Below are 13,295 nucleotides of genomic sequence, written 5' to 3' on the forward strand. Positions count from 1 at the left end.
CAACCCATAAACCCAATAACCCCCCAACCCAATAACCCATAAACCCAATAACCCCCCAACCCCATAAACCTATTGAACCCCTAAACTCTCACACTATATTTCCAGCACACAATTCAGGTGGAAAAACAACACAGGAGTGTCTTGATGCAGCGACAATACTTGTATATCTGGGTAATTATACTGGCTATTTTGCTAAATGCCTGTAGTTCGCAGAAGGTGGGCATTTACGATGATCTGAATCAGAAAAAGATGGAACAGTCTTTCGATAGATATATGGGTACACCCTATCGGTGGGGCGGTACTGAGGCAGGCAGGGGTGTTGACTGTTCCGGCTTTACCTCTGGTGTCTACCAGGATCAGGGTATCATTATTCCGCGTACTTCAAGGATGCAGTACACCGTTGGTGATGAGGTTGCTCAGGATGACCTCCAGTATGGAGACCTGTTATTCTTTGATACGCTGGGTAAAGGGGTCAGTCATGTAGGCGTTTACACCAATGGCCGCAAAATGATCCATGCCAGTTCCACCAATGGGGTCACTGAAGTCCCCATGAGTACCGACTATTGGATGAAACGCTATATTGGTGCTCGCAGGCTAACTGGTTCCGATCTTAGGTCAGGAGAAATTGGCGGTGAGTTTCATCTGTTGCCAAAAGCCTATCCTTTACGAGTGCGGCGTCTCATCGATATCCCTACAGCTGATATCATTGAAAACCGTTTTATTGGCCTGGACATTCAGAATGATGCTGATGGTAACCTCCGGGTCGCCAGTTCGGTCAGTATTTGGAATCGTTGGGAGTGGGGTTTGGAATTCCAGGTCAATCAATTCCTGGGTCATGATGTAGATGATTTTGGTTTCGAATTGCCTTTCATAAGCACCAAATTCAAAATCTGGTCACAAAAGGGCAGGATCATTCCTTCCCTGGCCATTGGAGCTGAAAGTAACAGTCGCAATTGGACGGTGACCACTGAAACTGATTCTGTGGATTTGGTAGAAAAGCAATGGAGTCCACCCCGTAATGCCTACATCGCAGCCACGTACAAATATGATCGTTTTGAAACCCTGCATTTAGGTCGCGGTCGGGTTAGTGGCGGATTGGCAGTAACTGATCTTTTTGCCTACCACGACACTTCTGCCAGCTTTGATGGAATTTACGATACTTTTCTTTTTCTGGGGGTTGAGCAACAGATCACTCGTCGCTTTATGACCACCATTGAATTTGACCACATGCTCTTGAAAGATGTGGGGATCACCTGGAATTGGGGTTTTCGATTCGCGCTGAACAATTCATCCAGTATCGCCTATACCTGGCGCAATGTGGGCGCCAAGGAACGCTCCCTGGAACGGGCAATGCAGTTTAGCTATATTTTAGAATATTAGCAGGAGATACGTATGCCTTTTAGCTGGAGACCAGATGGAACGGTAATTAAAAATGTACCGAATACACGTCGGATCATGCCCTTTCTCATGCACACCCGAATTGAATCAACGGTTTATTATGAGCAGCTCATCGAGGTTGAGAAAGCCTGGAAATATGTTGAAGAATTTCGAAAACGCAGCGGTTTGAAGGCCAGTATCCTCCACTTTATTATTTGGCGAGCTGCCCAGGTTTTAGATCAACGTCCCGGTTTGAATCGCTTTGTTGCCGGAAGGCGTATCTATCAACGGAAGGATATCTGGATCAGTTTTTCCATGAAAAAATCCATGAGTGATGATGCTCCCCTGGTCGTGGTGAAGAAAAAGATCGATCCCACCTGGACATTTGAAGAAACTGTACAGCATATCCAGGGTGGTATTACAAAAGGCAGAGAAGGGGGTAAATCAACCTCTGACAAAGAAATGGATATAGCCTTCATGTTACCCAACTTCATGGTCAGTTTCTTAACCTGGGGATTAAGGACTCTGAATCATTTTGGTCTGTTGCCGTGGAGTCTTATCAAAGGGGATGAACTTTATGGGAGTTTATTTGTCGCGAATTTAGGCAGTATTGGCCTACAGCCGGCTTACCATCATCTCTACAATTGGGGAGATATTCCGATATTCATGGCTTTAGGTGCAAATGAACCGCGTATGATGCTGGATGAGCGGGGACGCCCTGCGGTTAAGGATATGATGACCATCCGCTATAGCTTTGATGAACGGATCAATGATGGATTTTACAGTATTCAGGCTCTGGAACTTCTTAAAAAATTAGTTGAGGATCCCGAAATGAAACTTGACCTGGGAAATGATAACTCCCTGCCGGACGAAGCTCCGGGAGTGTAACTTAAGCAGGAGCAATACATGCAACACAGTAACTGGCAATGTCCAAAATGTAAGAACACAGAATATGAAACCGATCAGTTTGCTGCCACCGGTGGTGGTTTCACTAAGATCTTTGATATCCAGAACAAGAAATACAATACAGTTACCTGTACCCGCTGCCGGTATACTGAGATCTACAAAGCTGGGAAGTCAGGCACTATAGAGGATATTCTTGATTTCTTTACCACCTGATTTTGATCCCGTTAACACATTACAGGTGATGACAAATTTTGAGATTGGCCGTCAGATTATTGATCATGAACAACAAGGCGCAGAGCGTGCAGAATATGGAAAAAAACTCATAAAAACTCTTTCAGAGGGACTTACTGCTGAATTTGGGCGTGGTTTTTCCAAATCAAATTTTGAGTATATGAGAAGTTTTTATATTAAATATCAGGAAAGACTTTTTGAAAAAACCCAGACACCATCTGGGGAATTGGCAAAGCCCTAGGGAAGTTACTACACGTTGAGCATGGATAGCTAGATGACCCATGGAACTTTTCTATATCTTTCGAGTGTCTTTATTGTGGCTAACCAACAGAATTTCACACTCAAAAAACTTCGTGTTTTTGTGACTTCGTGGCAGTTAAGAAAGAATTCTAATAGTGAGCATTGACCTAAACAAAGTATTTGACCTGAGCCGTAATGTTTTTATCGAGGCCTGTGCTGGAGCCGGGAAGACCTGGCTGCTATCTAAACGTTATGCCGCCATCATTGATGATTTCGCACGGCAACAGGCCGACAATCCCCAGGCCGACCTGAAAGACACATCCAATATTCTGGTTATCACTTTCACCCGTAAAGCTGCTGCAGAAATGTCTGGTCGAATCTATGCCGATCTGAATCAACTCATTCATGATCAAGCCCTGGAGCATGTACCTGAACATTTTGGCCAACATCTGCGTTGTGCTCCCCCCAGCTATAAAATGCATCTGAGGTCAACCTATTCTAGAAATGCCATTTCCACCATCGATTCCTTTTGTACTCAAATCCTGCGGGATCAGGCAGAACGGCTTAATATTGATCCTGAGTTCCGGATTCAAGATGAGGCTGATACCCAACGTATGGAACTGGAAACCTGGGAAGGCTTCCTCAGGGAACGCAGTCATAACCAGGATGAGAACCTGAAACTGCTTTTGGGGCATCTTTCAGAATATCACCTAAACCATTATGTGAAAAAGCTGCAGTCTCATGCTCAACTGATGATCGGTTGGCTTGAATATCAGGCAAACCATAGCCCGGAAACCTTACAGACTGAATTTAAAGCAAGTCACCCACTACCCAAAGCCACTGGCCAGGTGGAGCAGCTGCTTATTGAATTGGTGGATGGACTGCCGGATCAAGCAGAAATGCTTGACCCGGATCATGAGCATTACCGCAACTTCGCTGACCTGGTTGGCTTCCTCAGCACTCCCATTGAGGATGATTATCAATATGGTTTGGAATTGTTTGAGTTTGTCCGACGATTTGTTCTTCTAAAAGATCGAAGCAATTTTCTGAAAAACCCTTCGATTCCTTCAAATGTTTGGCCGGAAACCTGGAAAAATGAGATCAGAACCAGGTTGAGATTGTTTAAAACTGAGATTGAAGATTTGTTTTCTTGCGAAACGCTCATGCATGAAATTCCCGGGAAATGGGATCTGGAAGCCTGTACGGTTCAACACCACCTGGCTAAATTCTTTCTAGCTTACTGGGAGGTTCTAAATAAGCGATTGCAAAGGGAAGGGGTGCTCAGCTTTAATGAGGTCATTCTCCAAACCCGTAATCTTCTACTGGATCCAGATATTGCCGCTCACTATGCCAAGCGCTATACCCACATTCTCTTTGATGAATTTCAAGATACAAATGACCTGCGTTGGGATATAATCAGATTGATTGCTCAAGGTGGACAGCCCATACTTCGGAAGCAGGGTCTTTTCATCGTTGGGGATACTAAACAGTCCATTTACCGCTTTAATCAAGCTGATGTTCAGGTGATGAATCGGGTTGAAAAAAATATCGCCGAAAGTCAGGGTTGGACCTTAACTGCTGATGAAACTTACCGCTCTTCCCGGAAATTTGTTGAGACGATTATTAATCCGCTGATCAGTGAGTCTTTCCCCAGTGCCGCTGAGAAGGAAGATCTGGAGTTGTACGAGACTGCCTTCCGTGAAACGTCTGCAGCAAAAAACAGTCCTTTGTCAGAAGGTCAACATGCTATTTCTCGCTGTGTTGTTAGTGCAGTTCTGGAGGATGAAAACGTCCGTGGAACAGGAGTCGATATCAGGCATACTGCTGATCTTACTTCAGATTGGCTGGAATGGATCAATGAAAAACAGATCCCAATCGGAGAGAGTCCGGCAATTGGGATCTTGCTCCGTACTTTCACCCACATTTTAGAATATATCCGCATCTTTACTGCCAAAGGGCTTGAGTTTGAAGTACTCTCCAGTAAAGGGCTCTTCAAGCAGCAGGAAAGTTTCGATATCTATCATCTTCTGAGCATCCTGGTGAATCCCCTGGATGATCTGGCGCTGATCGGTGTCCTACGCAGTCCCATATTTGTTTTAACTGATGCTGAGATCCAGGAGCTCCGTGAGTTGGCTGGAGAACGCGTCAATTCTGGCTGGGTTTTCAAGGGTCTGTTGCAAACCCAAACCAAAATCGCTGAGACGATCACCTCCTGGCAACAGGAAGCTGCTCGTGAACCGGTCGATCGTTTGATCAGTAATATTCTAGCTGAGGGAGATCGTCGGTTGGGCTGGATCTCCGAAACTGAGGGAGTGCTGCGGTTGGCCAACCTGGATCGTCTGATCGATATGATCCACCAACTTTCTCTGGAGGGGCTGGGTCTTCGGGAGATCCAGGAATATTTCAAATATCAGATCCAGCACGGGGATGCTTCTCAAGCAGAACTTCCTGGAGCGGCTCGTATTCAGATTCTCTCCATTCATAGAGCCAAAGGGCTTGAGTTCCCCGTTGTGATCCTGCCTGATCTTCAGGCACCACCCAAGCATGAAACCAGTGGAATATTCCTGGGTCAGATCAACGACCAGTGGCAGGCAGGAATCACGTTGGACAGCCTCCACGAAAGTCATAAGACCTGGATGTTTGAACAGATCAAAACCCGAACTCAGGCAGAGGAATTAGCTGAAGATAAACGCCTGTTCTATGTCGCTCTCACCAGAGCTAGATACGGTGTTGGTTTTGTCGCCAGGATCAACCCGAAGCGACAGCCCAGTTCGAATACCTGGTGGAAACGCTATCTGGAGCCTGTGTTTGATCTGGAGTTGGATAAAGAAGCAGTAAGCCGGGATCCACGTGCTGTTCAGAAAGCCTGGCAAGCCCGCTCCACTCCTGAAGTGATTTATGATCTTACAGTGGGTTCTGATCTCCTGGTTGAAAGAGTGGATTTGGTAGAGATCTTAGATTATGAAATGAAAGCGCCCAAGCCAGCACCATCCCCACTCATCTATGAAGAGATCTCACCCCATACCATCATGACCTGGATGGATAAGACCACTTATACCGGATCTGAAGAGCGGCAGCGGGGTGATGATCTGGGTCTGGAAACGTCAGCTCTGACCTTTGGTCGGTTGCTACACCGAGCCATGGAAATGGAATGGTTCGATCTGCAAAGTCATACCGAATCCATCCAGCTTTTCCTGGAAGATGAAGGCGTCCTGAGTTCGGAGGATCAACAACCTTTTCTGGATGATCTTGCAGCGTGTCTGGCCATTTATCGTGAGAGTCAGCTAGCCAAAAAATTGTCAGGACTTGCACACAAAAACAAATTGGCTGAATTGCCAGTGTTTGGATATTTGCAGAGTGAATCTCGAGTTTACAAGGTATCCGGTGTTATCGACCTCCTCTACCAGGATGGTGAAGAATGGGTCGTTCTGGATTACAAAAGCGATAAAGAAATGCCTCAAGAAGCAGAATTGAAGCAATACGCCTACTGGTATCAGATTCAGACCTATTTATGGATTTTGAAGCTGCTATATGGGATCAAGGCCAGGGGAGAGCTTTATTTCAATCGATTCGACCGATTCATACGCATTGAATTTGAAGAAGATCTGTATTTTTCGCGATTGGCAACTCTTGAACAGGGGCACGGACTAAAGCCCGTATTGCCGACTGCTGCAGAACCACCAAGAGAACTCCAAAAGATACTTAAACGACTTGGTTCTCAGTCAGAGACAGTTCTGATCGAGCCAACTCGCAACACTGCTGAGCGGATCACTCAATCTCTAGCAGCTTCAGGTTTGAATCATCCACGACTTCAGATTTTAACCTCAAGCGAATGTCGTAAGATGACCGAACCAGGTGGACGCAGACTGACACCCTATTTGACTCGTCTGGGTGTGGCTCGACTATTAGGCAAAAAGTTACACTGGGGGGTTGTAAACCGGCTGGCAGCGGCGTTCTACAAGGCCACCCAGGGCGAAACAGTTACGATATCAAAAGTGGCTCTATATCAGAGCTTTTTAGAGTGGTGTGATCAGCAGAACATCCTGCCTCCTGGCAAAGGGGAGGATTTGGATCAATTGTCAGGCGAGTTGAAAGTTATCATCGATTCGATTCACTCAACCTCCGTTTCAGACTACCGATTTTTTAGCACATTGGCTGACAAACGTGATGTCATATTTCTGGATCCGCTGCAAGGTGGACGAGCCCGCTCCGGTTTTAACATGAGTAGCAGTGATTGGACGACCCAGACGGACATGCCCAGTAAAGCAGCCGGACATCATTATACACCCTGTTTTTCTACCCATGAAGAAGTGATTCTAGTTGCTGCTCAAATAAGTTCTTTGTTGCAACAGGGAATCGCTCCAGCAGAAATCCAGATAGCTGTTTCATCCATGGAGCGGTATGTTCCTGCCATTGTAAGAGTGTTTGGGCAAGTTGGTATTTCTGTGAGACTCAGTAAGCGAGAACCGGTTATGGAGCGCCCTGTGACCCAGCTGGCTTTGGCTCTTATCCAGGGTCGTGTACTCCACCGCCTGAGCTGGGATCAGGTTATGTCCGTATGGCTTCATCCTTTGGTCTTACCAGCCGGCGCTGTTGGCAATACCCGACTGAAACTTGATATTGAGGTTCGAAAATTGGGATTCACCATGTTGGATGAGTCGTTGCCGGAAAAACTCTCCCACCCCAGATTGAATCAGGCTGCCAAAGATCTATTGAACTTTGTGAAAAAGGACTGGCAGGGGGATCAGGGAGCCGGTTTGGTGAAAGAGGCAGATTGGTTGCTCAAAATGCTGAAGGATTTCCAGTTCACCAAACGGTTGGAACCGGGCAGCGTTGCATCCAAGGCGTATACCTCATTGAAAAACGCAGTTGTGGGCATCAAAAATGACTGGGGTCGCTATCTCGGTCGTCCCGGATCCATGAGGGATCTGAAACGGGAACTGAAAGAACGACTTAAGGGGGTAGAAGTAGCTTCAGTGCAGCAGGGCTTTGGAGTCGATGTGATATCTCTGCTGGATACGTTGAATTTATCCAGTCCACACCTGTTTGTTATGGGATTGACAGAAGGGCAGTTTCCCATGACACCTGATAATAATCCTTATTTGCAGCAATCTGCATTAAACCCCTGGTTCCTCAATCTATTCTTATTCAAGCAATGGCTGAAACGTCCAACTGGCAGTTTACATCTGACTGCACCGCTACGCAATGCCGATGGAGCAGCGCTTCAGGAGAGCACATTTTGTCAATACCTGGAAAAGCAACACTATCCTAAAATTGAGATGGTCAGTTCGGAACAACAACTCCATCAAATGGCTGGAAAAAAAATTATTGGTCCAAGATCAAAACACCAGATCCGCCACAATGAATTACTCCAAAATGCTGGAAGAGGGCAATGGTATGGCGAATTATTGCCCCATGGACAAAAAGGTTTCGAAAACATCTCAGCTTCAGCATTTGATGAATTGATCAAGTGTCCTCAACGCTACTGGTACAGCCGAAAACTTCAGCTAAAACCTGCAGAAACAGATATTGCAGAACGGCAGGAGATAGAAGTGGGAAATCTGGTTCACAAACTCCTGGAAAATTTTGGCAATGAGGGTGGCTTTTTACTGGTTATTAAAGATCTGCCAACCGGTCTGGCAAAACTGGAAGAGGTGGCGCTATCACTTCTGAAGGAACAGGAGATCGATCCGGAAGCAAATTTACTCGACAGCAAATGGAATGAATTGTACTTCAAGAATATCCAGGATCCGCAACGCAATTTGCTAGCTGCCATGCTTGACAGAGAAGCATTAGTTTTAAAGAAGTTTGGTGATAAGGGGTTGCATGAACAAACATTCGGATTTAAAGAAAAGGAGGACTCCTGGCCCGCTTTTGAAATTGAAGGTGAATCCCTGAAACTGTCTCTACGAGGAAAAATTGATCGGGTTTTTTCTGCCGGGAATGCTGTGTGGGCCACTGACTACAAAACCGGCGTAGTCGAGCTTAAGGATAGTCAGGAATTCTGGACCAGTCAGATGCTTTTTTACTATCTCATTCTGAAATCACACTTCCCTGATAAATCAGTTGTGTTGACCTATGAGCAGGTCAAAGCCTTCAAGAAAGATGCCGTTGGTTTCAAAGGCTACATCGGTGATCTGGAATCTGACAATCCGGTGCTGGTCACAAAGCCGACCAGAGCAAAACCATTTCTCCCAATAGCTGAGCATGAAGCCTGGTCCGTTGAAAGGATTAAAGCAGAGACATTGAACTATGCCCAATATTTGGCTGATAATGCTTTCCCTTTGACCACAAGGGATGAAAAGAAAGCCTGTGCCTATTGCCCCTATAAGCGTATCTGCCGCAAAACAGCTTTACCAAGATAGAAAGAGTTCTAACCGCGAATTTCGCGAATTAAACGAATTAGCCTGCATTATTCATGAATTATTGCCACGAAGACACTAAGTCACGAAAAGTATTAAAGTTATGAACAAGGTCATTTTAAACAGTATTATTTGCATCTGTGAGTGATAATTTTTGATAAGCATATATTTTATTAAACTTTGTGTCTTGGTGACTTAGTGGCTATGAATTATTCAGGTTAGAGGTTTCCTGGTATACTCGACATTACTTGGAACGCGCAAATGGAACTGAATATGGCGTTAGACAATTCATTCCCCCTCGATTTCAGCGATCTCACTCTCCAAAGTTTCCCACTGCTCAAATAGGGCATCAATCTCAGTATTTAAACCATCTATGGCATTTGAACATTCAGCAAGTTTAGCTGGATCAGAGGCATGTTTGGGGTCATGCAGTTCTGTTTCAAGTTCTGATCTTTTGGTTTCAGCTTTTTCAATATCGCGTTCTACTTTGGCAAATTTCTTACGCAGCGTTTTGAGTTGTTCTCGTTTGATCTTATTACTGTTGGGAGTTTTTGTCTCAGAGCTTACCAGATTTGGTGCAACTTGTGCTTTTTGCCAGGTGGTCAGCTGAAAGGTTTCAGCAAAAACTTTGACGGTTCCATCGCCTGCCAGATAAATGATTTGATCACACACCCGGTCCATGAGAAAACGATCGTGGGTGATCAATAACAGAGCCCCTGTAAAATCAGTCAGGTTGTCTTCAAGGACCTCCAGGGTTGGAATGTCCAGGTCGTTGGTGGGCTCGTCCAGGATCAGGATCTCAGCCGTTTCCAACATTAGTTTGGCCAATAATACCCGGGCTCTTTCACCACCGGATAATTGTGAAACCGGGAGCTCTAATTGTTCCTTTTGGAATAAAAAGCGTTGGGCCCAGGCACTGATATGGAGGGGATTCCCATGGTAGATGACTGTGTCCCCATCCGGACTTAAGGCGCGCTTCAAAGACTGGTTGGGGTCTGGCAATTCACGTGATTGATCCAGGGTGATCATCCGGATTCCCTGGGCCAGTTCAATTTCACCACTGTCAGCCTCCAACTCACCTCGTAAAATATTGATCAGGCTGCTTTTACCACTGCCATTGGCACCCATAATACCAACTTTCATCCCTGGGGAGAGGAAGAGTTCCAAATCCTTAAAAAGTAACTTCCCTCCTCTGGTTTTACTCAGTCCCTTGGCATGAAGTAACTTTTTAGAGCGCCGATCACTGGCTTTAAACTCAATACCGGCTTCCATGGTCAAGTTGTTCCGCTGACGCAATTCAGCCAGGTCATCGATCATTTCATGGGCTTTCTCAATACGATATTGGGCTTTCGTTGTACGAGCTTTGGGACCTCTTCGCAGCCATTCGGTTTCCCGACGAACCTTGTTTGACAGCGATAACTCTTCAGTCCGCTGATCACTAAGATATTTTTCCCGATCCTGAATAAACTGAGAATAATTCCCCCTGATCTTTAGGTAGCCGTGTTTATAACGTCGATCAAGATCCATAATATTGTTACAAGTGTTTTCCAGGAAGAAGCGATCATGACTGATCAGAACAAAAGTGAAACGGGCCTGTTGTAACAGTGATTCCAACCACAAGATGCCTTCCAGGTCTAAATGGTTGGTGGGCTCATCCAACAGAAGTAGGTCACAATCCTGAGCCAAAGCAGCGGCAATAGAGACGCGCTTTTTCCACCCGCCGGAAAGGGTTCCAAAGCTCAGGTCAAGATCCGAGAATCGGACTTGGCTTTGAATTTCTCCCAGTCTCTTTTGAATTTCCCAGTCCACGAGATGCTTTGGAAAATGATCGCTTAGGATCTGTCGAATGGTGGCCTGCTCTTCAAAAACATCAATCTGGGGCAGATAGGTAACCGTCGTTTGGGCTGTGATAGATAATGTCCCCTGATCTATCTGTTCCAGACCCGCCAGGATTTTAAGTAAGGTGGATTTACCGGTACCATTAGGACCGATGAGTCCGATGCGATCTCCCAGATGGAGATTAAGAGAAAGATCCTTGAACAATGGGGTGTTACTATAGGATTTATGAATGTTTTGGGTAGAGATAAGAACTTTTGCGGCCATGGGAGGGGGTCAATTCCAATTTAATGAATGGGTTTCAGGATATGGTAGAAGGTGGATCGTTGTTGAACATATAAAGTATGTCCAAGCTTGAGAGAATGGACCACTTGATTTTGGCGCAGTTCCTGAACCCAAAGATTAAAGGGATGTTCGGGTTGCAGATCCAAAACCTTCATCAAGACATCCAGGTCATGGATTTCACCCAGAAGCTTCCCCAGGGCATTACTCAAGACCAAGGGGTGTTCGTGTTCCTCCAACTCATCACCGAACAAGAATCGTAGCTGATACCAGAGTAGTTTTGTTTTTTTACGCCAGGCGTGGATAGCTCTGACGTTTGCCTCCCTTTTAACTCGTTCCAGACCCTTTTTGCCAGAATGAAAGCTAGACTCTATTCTCTGAAGCATTTGATCATCTGAAATTGCGTGAGAGCAGGATTCCAACTGAGCAATAAAGTCTTCCAATAGATGTTTAATGATTTCAAGCTCGGTGTCTACAGGAAGCTGTTTAGCCAGAAACGAATTCTGCTTTAGCCTGGTTTCTATTGCAGGATTAGTCAGGGAGTTGTTTATCTGAATAATAGTTTGATAGGTGTCCAAATTAACCCGAGCATCCCGATACGATGCCAGGATACTACTAAGCTTTTTCATGCAGCCTCTTAGTTCAGTCGCCGATGCAGGATCTATGGCAAGAAGTGCTCTGATGTATTTGGTCCGTTTACGGATACCGTGAATAGCCAATTCAGGCTGGGATTCAATATCAGCCAGGAATTTCTGCAGTTCCATGAGTAGTGTTTTGATTTTTTTTTGGACAGATGACACGACTGCAATATAAGCGGCGCTTGAACCGATGCTATCAGTTGAGTGATTACTATTCCTGTTAAGAAAGATACTATCATTGGTGATTGCTCTGGCAATAATGGTGCTCATGATTTCAATTACAGGATGATCAGGTTCTCTCATGTTGGAAGACTTAAAGCTAATTACCATTGAAAGCACTTTTTGGCAAGGATCCCGCGGGCTGGGTATGGGCTGAGATGCATACCCCAACCCATAAGCAGCAACCCATGGTTAGGGTTAAAATTCGGGAAACAGGCATCTGGTGATGATGCCATAATGATTCCAGGCAATTTCCAGAAGTGCAAGGGGTAGTAATTAGATTAAATTGATCCATTAGGTTTGAGATGGTTCAAGCAATTCGTAATTCGTAATTCATGATTTGTAATTAGATTACTTCATGTTTGGTCTATTGCTTATTCTGTTTGTCGGCTTGATTCTCCTGGTTCATTTTTCAATCTGGAAACCGTTGGATACTTCAGTACTTTACAAAAAAAATCCCTATCTGTTGTTCGGTCATCGGGGTGCCTCAGAAAAAGAACCGGAAAATACTATTCCAGCCTTCAAACAAGCCATTATTGATGGCTGCAATGCAATTGAACTTGATGTGTTTCGTACCCAAGATGGTCATCTCGTCGTCTTTCATGATGATACGCTGGAACGCACCACCAATGGAAAGGGTCGTGTAGGGGATCACACTTTGATTCAACTCCAAACGCTCAATGCCGCTTACCTTTGGCCAGGGCGGAATGAGCAGATCCCCACTCTGAAAGCTGTTATAGAAGCTTTACCAGACGATATTGTTCTCAATTTTGAGATCAAGAATAATTCTATTTTCTTCGAACAGCGCACAGAACGGGAATTGGTACGGTTTATCAATGAAAATGGTCTTCGGGATCGGGTGATTCTCTCTTCCTTTAATCCACTGAATATCTGGAGGGTAAAAAGGTCTGATCCAAACATTTTCACAGCCTTGATCTGGTATAGTCCCCACCTTTTCTCACTCAGGTATTTTGCAGGAGTACATTTGTCTCACCCTGATATGTTGCACCCGTTCGAAGAAAACATGAATTGGTGTGTCAAATTCTGGTCTGGAGTGAAACAGCTTCCCCTGCATGTCTGGGTAGTCAATGATGCACAAAGAATGAAAGAATTTGCCGCTGATCCAATGGTCAAAGGGATCATGTCAGATGACACTCAATTACTTGTTGAAACTGTTGGTGAAGAGCTGAAAGAATGATCAGGC

8 protein-coding genes are annotated in these 13,295 nt (G+C 45.2%); 6 read left to right on the forward strand and 2 right to left on the reverse strand.

Features of this window, described 5'->3' with window-relative positions:
* Positions 1 to 144 precede the first annotated feature (144 nt).
* The 5 genes from U9Q77_10185 (at position 145) to U9Q77_10205 (ending at position 9,119) form a co-directional block, all read left to right on the forward strand.
* Positions 145 to 1,380 (forward strand): C40 family peptidase, encoded by a 1,236-nt coding sequence (locus tag U9Q77_10185; GenBank protein ID MEA3287724.1) that lies wholly within the window; start codon positions 145 to 147, stop codon positions 1,378 to 1,380.
* Positions 1,381 to 1,392: 12 nt separating this feature from the next.
* On the forward strand, positions 1,393 to 2,265 hold the full coding sequence (locus tag U9Q77_10190) for a 2-oxo acid dehydrogenase subunit E2 (protein MEA3287725.1): 873 nt from the start codon (positions 1,393 to 1,395) through the stop codon (positions 2,263 to 2,265).
* A gap of 18 nt (positions 2,266 to 2,283) precedes the next feature.
* Positions 2,284 to 2,496, forward strand: coding sequence for a zinc ribbon domain-containing protein (locus U9Q77_10195; GenBank protein MEA3287726.1), 213 nt, complete (start codon positions 2,284 to 2,286; stop codon positions 2,494 to 2,496).
* A complete protein-coding gene (locus U9Q77_10200; GenBank protein ID MEA3287727.1) occupies positions 2,477 to 2,755 on the forward strand; it encodes a DUF1016 N-terminal domain-containing protein in 279 nt (92 codons plus the stop codon). The genes U9Q77_10195 and U9Q77_10200 overlap by 20 nt, the downstream gene beginning before the upstream one ends.
* A gap of 154 nt (positions 2,756 to 2,909) precedes the next feature.
* Complete coding sequence (locus U9Q77_10205; protein MEA3287728.1) at positions 2,910 to 9,119, forward strand: UvrD-helicase domain-containing protein; 6,210 nt, start codon at positions 2,910 to 2,912, stop codon at positions 9,117 to 9,119.
* Positions 9,120 to 9,404: 285 nt separating this feature from the next.
* Here U9Q77_10205 and U9Q77_10210 read toward each other — a convergent pair whose 3' ends face one another.
* Together U9Q77_10210 and U9Q77_10215 are read right to left on the reverse strand one after the other, a co-directional pair.
* Positions 9,405 to 11,219, reverse strand: coding sequence for an ABC-F family ATP-binding cassette domain-containing protein (locus U9Q77_10210; GenBank protein ID MEA3287729.1), 1,815 nt, complete (start codon positions 11,217 to 11,219; stop codon positions 9,405 to 9,407).
* Between the two features lie 20 nt (positions 11,220 to 11,239).
* Entirely contained in the window at positions 11,240 to 12,175 is a 936-nt protein-coding gene (locus tag U9Q77_10215; protein MEA3287730.1) for a CHAD domain-containing protein, read from the reverse strand.
* A gap of 274 nt (positions 12,176 to 12,449) precedes the next feature.
* Between U9Q77_10215 and U9Q77_10220 the strand changes: the two genes are divergently transcribed.
* A complete protein-coding gene (locus U9Q77_10220; protein ID MEA3287731.1) occupies positions 12,450 to 13,289 on the forward strand; it encodes a glycerophosphodiester phosphodiesterase family protein in 840 nt (279 codons plus the stop codon).
* Positions 13,290 to 13,295 lie beyond the last annotated feature (6 nt).

This window comes from Candidatus Neomarinimicrobiota bacterium, assembly GCA_034716895.1.
Taxonomy (GTDB): domain Bacteria; phylum Fidelibacterota; class UBA8477; order UBA8477; family JABMPR01; genus JABMPR01.

Excerpts from the sequence above, each read along its gene's own strand:
- U9Q77_10185 (MEA3287724.1), top strand. The coding sequence starts at position 145 with ATGCAGCGACAATACTTGTATATCTGGGTAATTATACTGGCTATTTTG.
- U9Q77_10215 (MEA3287730.1), bottom strand. The coding sequence starts at position 12,175 with ATGAGAGAACCTGATCATCCTGTAATTGAAATCATGAGCACCATTATT.
- U9Q77_10220 (MEA3287731.1), top strand. The coding sequence starts at position 12,450 with ATGTTTGGTCTATTGCTTATTCTGTTTGTCGGCTTGATTCTCCTGGTT.
- U9Q77_10195 (MEA3287726.1), top strand. The coding sequence starts at position 2,284 with ATGCAACACAGTAACTGGCAATGTCCAAAATGTAAGAACACAGAATAT.
- U9Q77_10210 (MEA3287729.1), bottom strand. The coding sequence starts at position 11,219 with ATGGCCGCAAAAGTTCTTATCTCTACCCAAAACATTCATAAATCCTAT.
- U9Q77_10190 (MEA3287725.1), top strand. The coding sequence starts at position 1,393 with ATGCCTTTTAGCTGGAGACCAGATGGAACGGTAATTAAAAATGTACCG.